At 66.4% G+C, this 14,899-nt stretch carries 15 protein-coding genes; 7 read left to right on the forward strand and 8 right to left on the reverse strand.

The features are described from left to right. Positions 1–13 precede the first annotated feature (13 nt). Together ACR9Y6_RS07230 and ACR9Y6_RS07235 are read right to left on the reverse strand one after the other, a co-directional pair. The gene (locus tag ACR9Y6_RS07230; protein ID WP_481280686.1) at positions 14–772 is read right to left on the reverse strand and encodes an MBL fold metallo-hydrolase; all 759 of its coding nucleotides are present in this window, start codon (positions 770–772) and stop codon (positions 14–16) included. Next, entirely contained in the window at positions 769–1,497 is a 729-nt protein-coding gene (locus tag ACR9Y6_RS07235; RefSeq protein ID WP_481280687.1) for a 3-deoxy-D-manno-octulosonic acid kinase, read from the reverse strand. The genes ACR9Y6_RS07230 and ACR9Y6_RS07235 overlap by 4 nt, the downstream gene beginning before the upstream one ends. A 44-nt stretch (positions 1,498–1,541) precedes the next feature. Here ACR9Y6_RS07235 and ACR9Y6_RS07240 point away from each other — a divergent pair, with 44 nt between their 5' ends. After that, on the forward strand, positions 1,542–2,621 hold the full coding sequence (locus ACR9Y6_RS07240; protein WP_481280688.1) for a glycosyltransferase family 9 protein: 1,080 nt from the start codon (positions 1,542–1,544) through the stop codon (positions 2,619–2,621). Here ACR9Y6_RS07240 and ACR9Y6_RS07245 read toward each other — a convergent pair whose 3' ends face one another. The 3 genes from ACR9Y6_RS07245 to ACR9Y6_RS07255 are packed head-to-tail and all read right to left on the reverse strand — an operon-like array spanning position 2,622 to position 5,318. Next, positions 2,622–3,026: a DUF6165 family protein gene (locus tag ACR9Y6_RS07245; RefSeq protein WP_481280689.1), complete on the reverse strand. Its 405-nt coding sequence runs from the start codon at positions 3,024–3,026 to the stop codon at positions 2,622–2,624. A gap of 45 nt (positions 3,027–3,071) precedes the next feature. Further along, complete coding sequence (locus ACR9Y6_RS07250; RefSeq protein ID WP_481280690.1) at positions 3,072–4,358, reverse strand: Nramp family divalent metal transporter; 1,287 nt, start codon at positions 4,356–4,358, stop codon at positions 3,072–3,074. A 48-nt stretch (positions 4,359–4,406) separates the two neighbouring features. Further along, entirely contained in the window at positions 4,407–5,318 is a 912-nt protein-coding gene (locus ACR9Y6_RS07255) for a YihY/virulence factor BrkB family protein (protein ID WP_481280691.1), read from the reverse strand. 117 nt (positions 5,319–5,435) lie between these two features. Between ACR9Y6_RS07255 and ACR9Y6_RS07260 the strand changes: the two genes are divergently transcribed. After that, positions 5,436–6,089 carry a response regulator gene (locus ACR9Y6_RS07260; protein ID WP_481280692.1) on the forward strand — a complete coding sequence of 218 codons (654 nt, stop codon included), beginning with the start codon at positions 5,436–5,438 and terminating at the stop codon, positions 6,087–6,089. Here the strand turns inward: ACR9Y6_RS07260 and ACR9Y6_RS07265 are convergent. Further along, positions 6,086–8,719 carry a hybrid sensor histidine kinase/response regulator gene (locus ACR9Y6_RS07265; protein WP_481280693.1) on the reverse strand — a complete coding sequence of 878 codons (2,634 nt, stop codon included), beginning with the start codon at positions 8,717–8,719 and terminating at the stop codon, positions 6,086–6,088. The two genes, ACR9Y6_RS07260 and ACR9Y6_RS07265, sit on opposite strands and share 4 nt — an antisense overlap. Positions 8,720–8,854: 135 nt before the next feature. On the opposite strand from ACR9Y6_RS07265, the gene ACR9Y6_RS07270 reads away from it, so the two are divergent. Genes ACR9Y6_RS07270 through ACR9Y6_RS07280 form a run of 3 tightly spaced genes read left to right on the forward strand, consistent with a single transcriptional unit; the run spans position 8,855 to position 12,704 of the window. Then, entirely contained in the window at positions 8,855–10,180 is a 1,326-nt protein-coding gene (locus ACR9Y6_RS07270; RefSeq protein ID WP_481280694.1) for a dicarboxylate/amino acid:cation symporter, read from the forward strand. Beyond that, positions 10,177–11,193: an alpha/beta hydrolase gene (locus ACR9Y6_RS07275; RefSeq protein ID WP_481280695.1), complete on the forward strand. Its 1,017-nt coding sequence runs from the start codon at positions 10,177–10,179 to the stop codon at positions 11,191–11,193. The genes ACR9Y6_RS07270 and ACR9Y6_RS07275 overlap by 4 nt, the downstream gene beginning before the upstream one ends. A gap of 23 nt (positions 11,194–11,216) precedes the next feature. Continuing rightward, entirely contained in the window at positions 11,217–12,704 is a 1,488-nt protein-coding gene (locus tag ACR9Y6_RS07280) for an OprO/OprP family phosphate-selective porin (RefSeq protein WP_481280696.1), read from the forward strand. A gap of 6 nt (positions 12,705–12,710) precedes the next feature. Here ACR9Y6_RS07280 and ACR9Y6_RS07285 read toward each other — a convergent pair whose 3' ends face one another. Beyond that, positions 12,711–12,872 (reverse strand): hypothetical protein, encoded by a 162-nt coding sequence (locus ACR9Y6_RS07285; RefSeq protein WP_481280697.1) that lies wholly within the window; start codon positions 12,870–12,872, stop codon positions 12,711–12,713. A gap of 225 nt (positions 12,873–13,097) precedes the next feature. Between ACR9Y6_RS07285 and ACR9Y6_RS07290 the strand changes: the two genes are divergently transcribed. Further along, positions 13,098–13,811: a hypothetical protein gene (locus ACR9Y6_RS07290; protein ID WP_481280698.1), complete on the forward strand. Its 714-nt coding sequence runs from the start codon at positions 13,098–13,100 to the stop codon at positions 13,809–13,811. 10 nt (positions 13,812–13,821) lie between these two features. Then, on the forward strand, positions 13,822–14,292 hold the full coding sequence (locus ACR9Y6_RS07295; protein WP_481280699.1) for a hypothetical protein: 471 nt from the start codon (positions 13,822–13,824) through the stop codon (positions 14,290–14,292). 59 nt (positions 14,293–14,351) lie between these two features. Here ACR9Y6_RS07295 and ACR9Y6_RS07300 read toward each other — a convergent pair whose 3' ends face one another. Beyond that, the gene (locus ACR9Y6_RS07300) at positions 14,352–14,837 is read right to left on the reverse strand and encodes a hypothetical protein (protein WP_481280700.1); all 486 of its coding nucleotides are present in this window, start codon (positions 14,835–14,837) and stop codon (positions 14,352–14,354) included. Positions 14,838–14,899: the final 62 nt, after the last annotated feature.

Raw genomic sequence — 14,899 nt, forward strand, 5'->3', positions numbered from 1 at the left:
GCCGGAGCGAGACCTAACCCGCCGTCGGACGGGCCGGGTGCGGTTCGGGCAACGCAAGCGACTCACCAGGCCGGGCGATCCGGTATCCGCGCGAAACCAGCGTCTCGCCGTCCTCGACGCCACCGTAGTGATACAACGCCATGCGCTCGCGAACCTCGGCCGGATACTCCCGTTCCAGGTCGTCCACACCGGTGTGCGAGGGATTGCCGATCACGCCGCAATCGTGGGCGACCAGTTCGCCGTTCGCCGCGTGGATCGCCAGCGCCTCGGGCACCGGGCGCGTATCGCCGGTGAAGACGAAGCTGCCACGCAACGCCAGGCCATACGAGGTGCCCTGTACGTGGTGGCGTGTGGGAAACACATCGAACCACAGGCCCTCGTGCCAGAACCCGCGCGTGCAGGGCACGAGGCGAAACGCTTCCCAGTAATTCACGCCGCCTTCGGCCAGCGCGCCGGGATAGTCGGCCACCCTGCCCTGCAACCAGGGCAGCAGGGCGGCGTGCAGGAAGACCTTGGTGCGCCCGCGCAGCGCCTCGTCGAACCACAGGCGGAAAAACAGTCGCTCCATGCCCGCCACGTGGTCCATGTGCACATGGGTGACATACAGGGCCGGTGGTGGCGCGCCATAGGTGTCCACGTAACGATCAAGCGTGTCGGGGCCGCAATCCACCAGCAGCAACGGCTGGCGGTCGCGTTCGAGCACCACCGCCGACGATCCCAGCTCGACGGCATGCGCCGCGCCCGTGCCGAGGAAACGCAGATCCCAGGTCATGCGCGCAGGCTCCGCTCGTACTGTTCGATCAGGGCCGGCCACCATTCGGCGTCGAAGGTATCGCCGGCGGCATCGCGCGCACCCAGCTTCACCAGCGAACGTTTCAACCGGGCGAGGTTGGCCCTCCGCCATCCGGCGGAAGGCGCGCGCAGGCGGCCGCGGTCGAAGTCGATCAGGAAAAGCCCGTCGCCATTGACGAGGATGTTGTGCGCGTTGAGGTCCGCATGCCAGGCGCCTTCGCGATGGAACCGGGCGATCAGGTCGCCCACCCGGCCCGCCAACCCGGCATTGAAGGCGCCGTCGGCGAGACGTTCCGCCAGCGTGGCGGCATCGGGGATGCGCAGGGTGATGAGGTCGGCCGAATAACGCAGGCCGTGGCGCACGTAGCGCGAGGCCAGGGGCGGCGGCACGGGAAGGCCTCGCCGTGCGAGTTCGGCCAGGAGACGGAATTCGCGTGCGCTGCGTGTACGCTGGGCGCCGGTGAAAAGGTAACGGTCGCCCAGGAGACGCGCCACCATGCCACCCCGGCGATAATGCCGGAGCACGGCCTCGCCAGCGGGCGTATCGATGATCGCCACGCCGCCCCGGCCACCGGCCTGCGCGCGCAACGCACCGCGTTCTCGCCAGCGGTGGGGCAAGAACCAGTCGTCGTCGACTTGAGGTACACGGGCCGCGTCGAACAGAATCGTGCCGCCCGCACCCTCCTCCACTCGTTGCTCTGTCATTTGCCCGGCCGCCTTCCGCGGCCACTCATCCGGTAACCCGATCCGTGTCCAGTCTACCAAGCCGTCCACTCCCGCCGGGAGATTCCAGCCTCTGCATCCTGCGCACCTCGGCCATCGGCGACGTGACCCACGTCGTCCCCCTGGTGCGCACGCTGCAGGCCCAGGCGCCGGCCACCCGCCTCACCTGGATCGTCGGCAAGCTCGAACGGCGTCTGGTCGGCGACCTGCCCGGCGTGGAATTCGTCACCTTCGACAAGGGCAAGGGGCGTGAAGGCGTGCGCGACGTGCGGCAGGCACTGGCGGGCCGCCGGTTCGACGCCCTGCTTCACATGCAGGTGGCCCTGCGCTCCAACCTGCTCAGCCTGGCGGTGAAGGCCGACCGGCGGATCGGCTACGACCGGGCCCGCTCCAAGGACCTGCACGGGCTGTTCGTGAACGAGCGGATCGAGGCACGCACCGGTGAACACGTGCTGGATGCGATGGCGAGCTTCATCGAGCCGCTGGGCCTGAAACAGACCGAGGTGCGCTGGGACATCCCGGTGCCGGACGATGCCCATGAATGGGCCGCGGAACAGCTGCCGGGCGAGGCGCCGACCCTGCTGGTGAGCCCGATGTCGAGCCACACGGTGCGCAACTGGCGCGTGGAGCGCTACGCGGCGCTTGTCGACCACGCCATGGCGCGTGGCATGCGCGTGGCCCTGGTGGGCGGCCCCTCCGATGCCGAACGCGGGCTGGCGGACGCGATCCTGGGCGCGGTCCGGCAGGCGCCGCTGGACCTGACCGGCAAGGACACGCTCAAGCGGTTCATGGCCCTGCTCGCTCGCAGCGCGATGATCCTCACGCCCGATTCCGGGCCGATGCACATGGCCAACGCGGCCGGCGTGAAAGTGCTGGGACTGCATGCCGCCAGCAATCCCCATCGCTCAGGACCGTACTCGGACCGCCGCTGGTGCGTGGACAAATACGACGCCGCCTCGCGGAAGTTCCTCGGCAAGCCGGCGTCGGAAATCCCCTGGGGCACGAAGATCGAGAAAGCCGGCGTCATGGACCTCGTCCAGGTCGACGAGATGGTCGACCGCTTCGAAGCCTGCGCCGCGCACCTCCACCTGCCCCTCGTCGGCTAGTCAGGCCTGGGGCGCGCGGTAATCCTGATAGGACTTCTCTTCGACCAGGGTGGAGCCGAGCTTCAGGTTGATCTCGCGCTTGATCGCCGCGCGCTCGTCGTTTTCGATGTACACGGAACGGGCGAGCCGGATGAATTCGTCGTCGAAGGCCTGGGCGCGCTCCTTCATGCGGATATCGTCCTCGATCTTCCACAGGCGCTGGTTGACCGCCAGCAGGCGCGCCGTCTCTTCGGCGATATCCGTTTCGGACGCCTTGTCGTTCTTCCACGTGGCTTCGAGCAGTTCCAGCTCGTTGCGCACGTTGGCCAGCTTCGCCTCGTCCTTGATCTCCTGCAGCTTGATCTGGAGGATCGTCATCTTGTCGAGCAGTTCGCCGTAGGAAACGGGGGTCTGGATGAGGCTCATGGGATTCTCCGGTCGGTCAGGCGCGGGAGGTTACCAGCTTTGCGGTCAGAGGGAGACGAGGCCGAACGCGTCGAGCAGCAACACGGTATTGAGGCTGAGCACGATGAGCGAGGCCACGACCGCGGCGAGGGTGACGGCCGGGCGGTTCGTGAATACGCCCATGATGTGCCGGCGGCTGGTGAACCAGACCAGGGCGATCATCGGGAACGGCAAGGCGATGCTCAGGGCCACCTGGCTCAACACCAGCGCGCGCGTGGCGTCCACGCCGGCGATCACCACGGCGAAGCTCGGCAACATCGTGACCGCCCTGCGCAGCCAGAGCGGAATCCGGAAGTTGACGAAACCCTGCATGATCATCTGCCCCGCCATCGTGCCGACCACCGAGCTGGAGAAGCCGGAGGCGATCAGCGAGATGAGGAAGATCGTCGCCGCCGCGCCGCCGAGCAACGGTACCAGGGTCTGGTACGCCGTCTCGATCTTCGCGACGTCCGGATGGCTACCGTGGAAGGCACCGGCCGCCATCACCACCATGGCCAGGTTGATCAGTCCCGCCACCGACAAGGCGAGGATCACCTCCAGGTTCGACAGGCCGATGATGCGGCGCCGTTCGTCGGTGGTCTTCGGGCGCGCACGCCGCTCGGTCAGGCCGGAGTGGAGGAATAGCGCGTGCGGCATCACCGTCGCGCCGATGATGCCCACCGCGATCGCCACCGCCGCGCCATCGGGAAGGTTCGGCACGAAGATCTGCTGACCGAGGGAGCGCCATCCGATCGGCGCGATGAACAACTCGGCCAGATAGGCCAGCCCGACCACCCCCACCAGGGCGCCGATGGTCAATTCCAGGCGGCGGTAACCCTGGCCTTCCAGAAGCAACAGCGCATAGGTGACGATCGCGGTGATGCCCATGCCCACCAGCAGGGGCAGGTCGAACAGCAGCGCGAGGCCGATCGCGCCACCGAGGAATTCCGCGAGGTCGGTCGCCATGGCGGCAAGTTCGCTCACCACCCACATGACGTAGACCAGGGGCTTCGGCAGATACTCGCGGCACAGTTCCGCCAGGCTGTGCCCGGTGACGATGCCCAGCCGCGCCGAAAGGCTCTGGAACAGCATGGCCACGAGGTTGGCCAGCAGCACCACCCAGAGCAATGCATAACCGTAGCGGGCGCCGGCCTGGATGTTCGTGGCGAAGTTGCCGGGGTCGATATAGGCCACCGACACGACCACGGCGGGACCGGCGAAAGGCAACAGGGCGGAGAGGCCGCGCCGGTGCCCATCGAGCACCTCGCGCATGGCCGGTTCTTCAGGCCGCTCGGGCGTGGCCTTCTGAAGCATGCTCAGGGCTCCGCGGTGGCGGCGTTCTCGCCGCTTGCGATCACCATACTACAGCCGAGCCGCCGGCTTGTTCGCCGACGACGATGGCACTTCGGACGGCGCCGCCTCGATCTCCACGGCGTGCTCGCTGGGACGGATCGGCTTGCCGCGCGCATCGGCCACGCCACGGGTGAGTTCCGCGCCCATCAGCACGATGATCGACGAGTAGTAGGTCCAGGTGAGCAGCACGATGAAGGCACCCGCGGGACCGTAGGCGCCACCGACGTCCGCATACTGGATGTAGAGTCCGATGGCGTACTTGCCGGCGAGGAACAGCACCGTGGTGAGCACGGCGCCGATCAAGGCCTCGCTCCAGTCGATCACCGCATCGGGAAGCACCTTGTACATCGCGCCGAAGGCGGCGGCGAACACCAGGACCGATACCGCGTATTCGACGACCTTCCAGGTCGTGCCGTCGCCACGGATCAGGGTCTGGATCACCGCGCTGACGATGAACGAAACGATCAGCATGAAGGTTATTCCGCCCAGCAAGGCGAACGCCCGGGCCCGGGCGCGAAGCCAGGCCCCCACCGCCTCGCCCGGCTTCGCCTTCACGCGCCATACGCGGTCCAGCGTGCCCTGCAATTGGGCGAACACGGCGGACGCGCCGAACACCGTCACCACGATGCCGACGATCCCGGCGAGATCGCCGAGCCGTGGATGCGACTTCGCACTGGCGATCACGCTGTTCAGGGCCTCGGCGGCACGCATCCCCACCACGCTGGCCAAGGCATCGGACAACTCCCCCTGCCACGCCGGATTCAGGATCGAGACGATCCACACCAGCAGGAGCAACAGCGGCGCGAACGACAGCGCCGCGTAAAACGAAAGGGCCGCCGCGCGGGTCATCAGTTCGTCGTCGCTGAATCCGTCGACGGCGGACATGATCGTGCGTTTGAAAGCGCCCAGGGCCCGTCCCATGCCTGTCCTCCTCGTCGTGATCTCCTCCACCATCGGTGCGGGACGATAAAGACGGAGCGCAGGAGATGTGAACGCGAAGGCGAGGAACCGCGCGGTAACCTCGGCTAGAATGCAGCGATGGCCCTGACCTTGCTGATCGCCGACGACCATCCGATGTTTCGCGGCGCCCTGCTACATGCGCTCGCCGAACCGCTGCGCGGTGGCCGGGCGTTGGAAGCCGCCAGCCACAGCGCGATGGAAGCCGTGCTCGCCAGCGGTGAAACGGTGGACCTGGTGCTGCTCGACCTGACCATGCCCGGCGCGATGGGGTTCTCGTCGCTGCTCTGGCTACGCGGCGAGCATCCGGACATCCCCGTGCTGGTGGTGTCGTCGAACGACCATCCACGCAACGTGCGTCGCGCGCAGCAATTCGGGGCCGCCGGCTTCGTCTCGAAATCGGCACCGGCCGAGGTGCTGCGCGACGCGGTGAACGAGGTGATGAACGGCGGCACCGCCTTCGCCGCCGCGCGTGCCGAACGCAGCGACGACGACGCGCGCCTCGCCGCGCGCCTCGCACGGCTCACTCCCGCGCAGTTCCGCGTGCTGATGCTGATGGCGGAGGGCCTGCTCAACAAACAGATCGCCGCCGAACTGGGCCTCGCGGAGAACACGGTGAAGATCCACGTGACGGCGGTGCTCTCCAAGCTGGAATGCCGTTCGCGCACCCAGGCCGCCGTGCTGGTGAAATCCCTCGACCTCGACGAAGGCGTCGACGGGTCACACCCCGGTTAGCCAGAGACCATCAACAGCCGGCTCATGACCGCGCGCAAGCGCGCCGGAGCCAATGGTTTCACGAGATAGCGAAGGCCGGCCGCGTTGGCGCGCTCGATGTCCGACGCACTGGGCGCGTCACCGATCAGAACGGCCGGCGGCGCGTGCTCCCAACGCGCCATCAGCGCGGCGCGCAACTCGTCACCAGCGACGCCGTCCAGGGGGTCCTCCTGCAATAGGATGTCGGGTGCCTCGTCGGTCTCGGCGAAACGCAGCGCGGCGCCGGCACTGCCAGCCGACACCACGTCGCAACCCCACGAAGCCAGCAGCGCGGTCGTGGCCTGGCGCGTGCCGATGTCGGCATCGATAAGGAAGATCCGCTTGCCCGCGAACGGCGATTCGTCTTCACCACGGACGGCATCCGCCGCGACGGGCGCGCCCTCGCCCGCCAGCGGCACCGTGATGGAAAAGACGCTGCCCTGCCCGGGCCATGAACGCACGCCTATGGCGGCGCCAAGCAGGCGGCCGATCCGCTCGACGATGGACAGGCCCAGGCCCGCGCTGCGGCGATCGCGGTCCACCCCGTTATCCAGTCGCAGGAACTCGTCGAAGATCGCCCGCGTCTTCGACTCGGGAATGCCGATGCCGGTGTCCCATACCTCGATGCGCACCTGGCCATCCTGCCGCCGCACGCCGAGCAGGACACGCCCACGTGGGGTGTAGTGGATGGCATTGGAAAGGAAGTTCTGCAACACCCTGCGCAACAGCAGTGGATCGCTGCGAACGACGGCCCGCGTTTCCACCATGCGCAGGTCCAGGCCACGCGCCGCCGCCAGCACACCGAACTGCCGGGCGAGTTCGGCGAGCATCGGCCCCAGCGGCAACGCCACGAAACGCGCCTCCACCGCACCGCCCTCCAGGCGCGAAACGTCGAGCAGGCTCGCCAGCATCTCGTCCTGCGTGTCGAGCGCGCTGCGCACCCGCTCCAGCAACTGCCGTTCCTCCGCCGCCAGCGAACCGTCGGCCAGGGCGCCAACGAACATCCGCGCAGCGTTCAGGGGCTGCAGCAGGTCGTGCACGGCGGCGGCGACGAAACGGGTCTTCGAGCGATTGGCGCGTTCGGCGTCGGCCTTGGCCTCATTGAGGGCGCGGGTGCGCTCGTCCACGCGGCGTTCGAGCGTGCTGGCGAGGGTACGCAGTTCGCGCGCCGCCGCCTTGTATGCGGTGATGTCGGCATAGCTGGTGACGAAGCCGCCGTCCGGCAGCGGATTGCCGCGTATCTCGATCGTGGTGCCGTCCGGCCGCTCGCGCTCGTACATGTGCGGGCTGCCGGCACGCAGGTAGTCGAGACGGCGCTGGATCGCTTCCTCCACGTCGCCGGGACCCAACAGGCCGCGGCGTGCGTTGAAGCGGAACACATCCTCGATCGGCCGGCCGACCTGCAGGAGCTCGCCGGGAAAGCCGAAGATCTGCTGGTATCGCGAGTTCCACGCGACCAGGCGCAGGTTGGCGTCCACGACGCTGACGCCCTGCGGCAGGTGTTCGAGATTGCCATGGCCACCCCGGGTCGCCTCGTGGGCGGCGGCCACCACGCTGTCCTGCGCGGAACGCAAGGCAGCCGCGTGGTGCGCGACCATCCGTTCGAGTTCCTCGCGGCTGCGCTGGCGCAGGCGTGCAAGACGGATGCGTTGTTGCAGGAACAGGCCGAACAGGATCAGTGGCAGCCACCCGACCAGCACGATGAGCGCCGTGTTCCGTCCGGCGACGGCGGCCGGCCGCGCATCGGCCAGCAGATGCAGCGTCCAGTCCTGCCGTGGCAGCGGCAGGCTGCGCCAGATCACCTCGTGACGCAGCGTGGGCGAGTCGACACGTACGCGCTCCGCGCCCTCGCCCGCGTCGCCGAGTGTTCGCCTCACGATGGGAGGCAGCGGGCGCCCGCCGTACTGGCGAGTCTCCTCGATCGAGGCGGCATCACGAGGTGCGAGCGGAAGCAGCGTGCGGTACATCCAGTCGCCCGGCCGGTTGGCGAGGAAGACGACACCGTGCCGGTCGGCGAGAAGCACGATGTCGTCGCCACGCGACCAGTCGTCGCGCACGTCGTCGAGGGTGATCTTCACCACCACGACGCCGACGTGCCTGCCGCTGTCGTCGTCCACGGCCCGGGCGATGAAATAGCCCGCCACGTTCGTGGATACGCCCACGGCGTAGAACGTGGCCCGGCCATCGCGCATCGCGTCCTGGAAATACGGGCGGAATCGGTAGTCGAGACCGACATTGCTCTCCGGGGTATTCCAGTTGTTCGCCGCCAGCGCGCGGCCCTGGCGGTCGAGCAAGGTCAGCGTCGAGGCATGCACGGCGCCATTGGCCTTGACGAGCTTGCTGTTCAGCGCCGCCGTGTCGATCGCCGACGAGGGTCCCGAAAGCGCCGCGCGGAGCTCGGGGTCGAGCGCGAGCACGTCGGGCAGGACGGTGAAGCGATCGATCAGGCGCCGCACCGCCAGGGCATGCAGGTTGAGCCGATCGGCCGATTGCCCGGCGATGCCGTCCAGTGCGCGGCGCCACGCCCACCACCCGCCCGACGCCGCGGTGGCCGCCATGGCGGTCACGAGGGCAAGCAGCCAGAGGATGCGGGTGGCGCGTGGTCGGGGCATGGGTTCCGGAACGTTGGCGAGCCGCTGCATCCTCGCATATCGACAGGTTCCCTAGCCGGAATGTGCTATGGGCTGGATGGCGCACAGGGGCTACAAATCGGCACCGCCCTTTCCGGGCGAAACCGTCGTGCCGCCATGTCCGTTCGCTCCGTCGCCGCTCCCGTCCCCCTGCCCTTCTACCGCCAGACCTATGCGCAGGTGCTGCTGGCGATCGCGCTGGGCGCGGTGCTGGGCCACTACTGGCCCGCCTTCGCCGAGTCGCTGAAACCCCTTGGCGATGCCTTCATCAAGCTGGTGAAGATGATCATCGCCCCGGTGATCTTCCTCACGGTGGTCACCGGCATCGCCGGCATGCCCCATCTGAACGCCGTCGGCCGGGTGGTGTTGAAGGCGATGATCTACTTCCTCGTCTTCTCCACGCTCGCGCTGGTCGTCGGGCTCGTCGTGGCCAACGTGGTGCAGCCGGGCGCGGGCCTCGATATCGACCCCGCCACGCTGTCGACGAAGGAAATCGCGACCTACGCGTCGAAGGCGCACGATATCTCGCTCACCGGCTTCCTGCTCGACATCATCCCCGAGACCGTCGTCGGCGCCTTCACCTCGGGGAACATCCTGCAGGTGCTGCTTTTCGCCGTGCTGTTCGGCATCTCGCTGACCCTGGCCGGCGAGCGCGCACGGCCGGTGGTGGCCTTTTTCGAGGCGCTGACCGAACCGGTGTTCAAGCTCGTCCACCTGTTGATGAAGGCGGCGCCCATCGGCGCCTTCGGTGCGATCGCCTTCACCATCGGCCGCTACGGCATCGGCTCCCTGTCGAACCTGCTGCTCCTCGTCGCGACCTTCTACCTCACCTCGCTGCTGTTCGTGCTGGTGGTGCTCGGCGCCGTGGGCCGCCTCGCCGGGTTCTCGATCTTCCGGCTGCTGCGCTACCTCAAGGCCGAACTGCTGCTCGTGCTCGGCACGTCGTCGTCCGAAGCGGCCCTGCCCTCGCTGATGGAGAAGATGGAACGCGCCGGTTGCGACAAATCCGTCGTCGGCCTCGTCGTGCCCACCGGTTACTCCTTCAACCTCGACGGTACGAACATCTACATGACCCTGGCCGCGCTGTTCATCGCGCAGGCCACCAACACGCCGCTCACCCTGGGCGAACAAGTGGCCCTGCTGCTGGTGGCGATGGTCAGTTCCAAGGGCGCGGCCGGCGTCACCGGGGCCGGCTTCGTGACCCTCGCCGCCACGCTCTCGGTCGTGCCGTCGCTGCCCGTGGCAGGCATGGCGTTGATCCTCGGCGTCGACCGCTTCATGAGCGAATGCCGTTCGCTGACCAACTTCGTCGGCAATGCCGTGGCGACGATCGTCGTCGCCCGCTGGGAGGGGGCGCTCGACCGCGAGGCCCTCGACGACGCCCTTTTCGATCGCGCCGGCGACGGCGCCACGCTCATCGCCACACAGGGGGAACAACCATGAAGCTACTTCGCGCCGCGCTCATCGCGGCCGTCGTCCTCGCCGGCTGCGGCCAGGCCATCGCGCAAGCCGCGCCGGATGCCGGCAAGCCGGTCGTCATCGATCTATGGCCGGGCACGCCCCCCGGTGGCGGCGGCCCCAGCGGTCCCGAACGCATCGGTCAATCGGGTACCGGCGTAGGCGCCGTATCCAACATCAGCCGTCCGCGCATCGAGGTATACAAGCCCGCGCGGCCGAACGGCGCCGCCGTGATCCTGATCGGTGGTGGCGGCTACTTCCGCATCGGCATCGGCCATGAGGTCATGCCGACGGCGAAGTGGCTCGCCGCGCTCGGCGTGACGCCGGTGGTGCTCTACTACCGCCTTCCCGCGGACCATTGGCCCGCGGTCGCACCCTTCCAGGATGCACAGCGGGCGTTGCGCGTGCTTCGCGCCCACGCGGCGGAGTTGGGCATCGACGCGAAGCGCGTCGGCGTGCTCGGCTTCTCCGCGGGAGGCAACCTCGCCGGCATCGCGGAGACCCGTTTCGCCGACAGCTTCTATCCGGCCGTGGATGCCGCCGATGGGCAGTCGGCACGTCCCGATTTCGCGGGACTCATCTACCCCGTGGTGTCGTTGCAGAAGCCTTTCGACACCACGCGCTCCAGTCGCGAGCTGTCCACGCAGGCCGACGCCGTGCAGGCGTACTCGGTGGAGTTGCATGTATCCCACGACACGTCGCCCACCTTCCTCGCCCAGGCCGCCGACGATCCCATAGCGAATATCGGTAACAGCCTGGTGATGTTCGACGCACTGAGGAAAAACGGCGTCGACGCGGAACTGCATGTGTTCGACAAGGGCGGTCACGGCTGGGGCCTGGGCGATCCGGGTTCGGCGGTGGCGGCATGGCCGCGCCTGTTCGCGGCCTGGGCACGCCGTGCTGGCTTCTTCTCGTCGGTGGACACCGGCCCCTTCGCGATGCCGACGGCGACGCCTCGTGCTCCCGCGGCCGACGATGCCGGCCCGGACGACAACTGATCGCCATTGACGAGACCCATGCCATGAAGACAAGCAAGTCCCGCCTCTACCCGGCGATCGCCGCCGCGCTGTTCGCCGGTGCTTCCTCGCCGCTGCTTGCCGCCGACCATGTAACCAATGCCGAACTGCTGAAACTCATCAAGCAGCAGGCCGCGCAGATCGACGACCTGAAGAAGCGGCTGGCCGCCGTCGAAAGCGAGCGCCATCCTTCCGCCGCAACGCCGTCTGTCGCCAGCGCCACGGCGCAGACGCCCGACGATCGCCACCAGGCCCAGGTGGACGCCGCCATCGCCGATACCCGTGAGAGCGAACTCGCACTGACGATGGCGCGCGGCGCCACGACCACGTCGTCCGGTGGCGGAGCACGCTGGGGACGCGGCGGCGAAGCCGGGCCCACCTTCCGCAGTGACGACGGTTTCTTCACCTTCAAGCCCGATGGCCGCCTGTTACTCGACTTCACCCGCACCAAGGGTTCCGACTACGACACCCGCAACATCAGCGGTGCACAGATCACCAGCGCCCGGCTGGGCGGTGAAGGCACGATCGGCAACATCGGCTATCACATCGAAGCGGACTTCGCCGACAACGAGGTGGCGTTACGCCAGACCTACCTCACCTACACCACCAAGGTGTTCGGCAACACGACGAAGTTCTACCTCGGCAATTTCCTGAAGGACCTCGGCACGGAAGGCTCATCCGAATCCGCCCGCGTCCCCTTCATGCTGCGCAACGCGGCCACGGCGGTAGGCCAACCGGTCATCAGCTACTTCGGCATGGGCGGCCAGATGCGCATGTACGGCAGCAACTGGCACTACAGCTTGTCCGTGAGCGGCAATGCGCCGAACAGTTCCACCTCCGGCACGCACACCGACACCACCACCTACCTCACCCGCGCACATTGGAATCCCTGGAAAAGCCAGGACGGTTTCCTGCACGTCGGTGCCTGGTACTACTACGAGAAGATCAGCGACGGCGTAACCAGCATCAACAACACGCCGGCCATCGCACTCGACTACAACGACAACCTCGCCGTCTCCGCCAGTTCGATCGCGAATCCGACACAGGACCACGGCAAGGGCTTCGAACTCGGCGGAGTGATGCGCAACGTCTGGATGATGACCGAGTACGGCAAGCGCACGATCGACTCCAGCACCGCCGATTCGGTCAGCCGTCACGGGTCGAGTTTCGCCGCCGGCTGGATGATCACGGGCGAGGCACCGGGATTCTCCAGCCGCTCGGGCAGCTGGAAAGCGGTGAAGGTGAACGACCCGGTCACCTCCGGCGGCTGGGGCGCGTTCGAACTCGCCGGTCGCGTCGATCACTACGACTACACGGGCGCGCCGCGGGGAGGCACCGGCAAGAGCTACACGCTGGGACTCAACTGGTATCTCAACGACTGGTCGCGGCTGATGCTGAACTACATCCACTGGAATACCGACAACAAGGTCGGCAGCTTCCAGGGCCCGGATTCAGGCAACTCGCTGGGGGTCCGCGCACAAGTGGTGTTCTGACCCGGGTCAACGGATGCCCTGGTCACGCTTGCCGAGCTCGTCCATTTTCTTCTCGCCCTCCGCGATTTTCTTGTCGCGCTTTTTCTGGGCGGGCTTGTCGAGCCTGGCGACATAGTTGTCGTTGCGGTCGGCGGATTGGGGACGGTGTTTGCGGGATTCGTCGTTCACGGGCGCTCCTGGACGGCAAGGCGGCCGGTCGAATGACCGGCACGCCGACAGCGTCGCGGGAGGAGGTTTGGTGGAGCGTGGTCTTTACGTCATGGCCGCGCTCACATTTGGTGGCCGCGCACCGCGCCCTCACGGCCACCACCAACTCACCTACATATTTCGCATCGATGAGGTGATGAACTGATGGAGTCTTGCGCAGCGCATGACTCACAAAGGGACTCCATCATGAAATTCCACATCGCATCGGCGGCGATCGCTATCGCCATGAGTACAACCGTTCATTCGTCACCGCAAACGCCAGCGGGCATCGCCTCGAACATCTTCCCCAAGGCCGGCCATTATGGCGGGATACCTGCACCTGAAGGCCCACTCGCCGCGATACTGCCCGAGTTGAAGAAGCAAGCTCGGGCCGGGGATACTTCCGCCTATGCCTTTGTCTATGCGGGCTTATCCAGATGCAGGGCTCTGCGTGCATACGGTCCTGAGGAAACCGCGATCGAGTACTGCTCTGGCGTGCAGGAAAGCGACATAGCCGATGCCGGTGCGTGGCTATCCACGGCCGCCGACAAAGGCGACGAGCGAGCGATGTATGTTTTCTCCATCGCTGGCGCTCAGGAATTGCGAACGAGTGACATCACCGCACGCAGCAAGTCAGCTCGATTCGATTACCGATCGCGCGCCCTCACGTACCTCACCACGCTTGCCGGGCGCTGCAATGTCGATGCAATAGATGCCATCTACAGGCAAAAAATTTCGGGGGGCGACGTTTTCGACAAAGACATGCCGGGTGCCTATCTGCTGCAACGCGAACTCGTCGTCCTGTATCCGGGATTGGTCTCCCTAGATGAGCGCGCGGCGGTGGCAAGCCAGATTTCGACGTCTGAAGCTACGCGTGCCGACACGGAAGCCAGCATCTTCCTGAACAGCCGCTGCCGGTAAGGAAATGACCATGAGAAAGGAAGTTCTCGCAGCGATCTGTTTAGTGACTAGCGGCCATGCATCGGCCACCAACTACGTAGTCAAAGATATATGCCCGACCTGCACGCTACAGACGCCTGTCCCAGATCCCATTACTCAAAGCACTCTTGTTCAATGGTCTGGTGAACAGCGCTGGTTCGTGCTGGCTCAGAAGTTTGTAGAAGAGGGTGATACTGTGACGATTTGCAATGCATCGTGGTGTGTGAAATACGTGCGTGGCGCAGGGCAAACATGGTTCGATGGCGTAGCTACGCAGAAAACTCTCCACACCGGCGGCGGCAAGCACTGTACTCCCCACGACACACCCCATGGTTCCGGTGGCGGTGGATTTGGCGGCGGCCAAGGAAACCTGGGTGGGACGGTTACGGTTGGACCTATCTTACTTCGTGGGGAAAATTCGTACGGCGAGACAAGAGCGCCGACGATGAGACTATGCATGTAGAAACAAATGCCCCGCGATACTTGCGGGGCATCCATGTACTCGCCATGGCGTGGGTTTATCTATGGCTTCGATGAACCCACATCCGAAGCACCGCGACGCGACGCCGCGATCGCGCGCTCCACATCGGTGGCATCGCCTTCGGGGGATGACGGCCAAACACTATCGTTCTCCTGCGGGACGTCATCGCTTCCGACCGCTATATTTTCCGCACCCGCGGTTTCCATCCACTCCCGTAACACCAACTCGCTCCATTCGCCACCGGTCATGACGGTCACCACGGATTTGCCGAGTGTTTCGGGAGCGTCGGGTGTAACCGAGCGATCGGAAGCCAGGCCGCGCGCCCCTGAATCCCGCTGCCTGTTGCGTCCGAGGTGGCTGACATCGGAGAGGACATTGGACGGCGCGTTCGAACTGGCTGGTGAGTCACCGATGCTCTCATCAGTGGCGACGACAATGCGATCACGAGGCATACCGCGGCCAAGCATCTTGTCGACGATGGCCGCGGCGGAGAACTGGTTGGGGAAGTAGCCGGTGACGTGATGCATAGCGATGCCCTGTTCGGAGGGAGCATACCGATACACCCGAGCCGGTAAATGCGACGTCACGG

The organism is Luteibacter sp. TLI7-4A, from assembly GCF_056754745.1.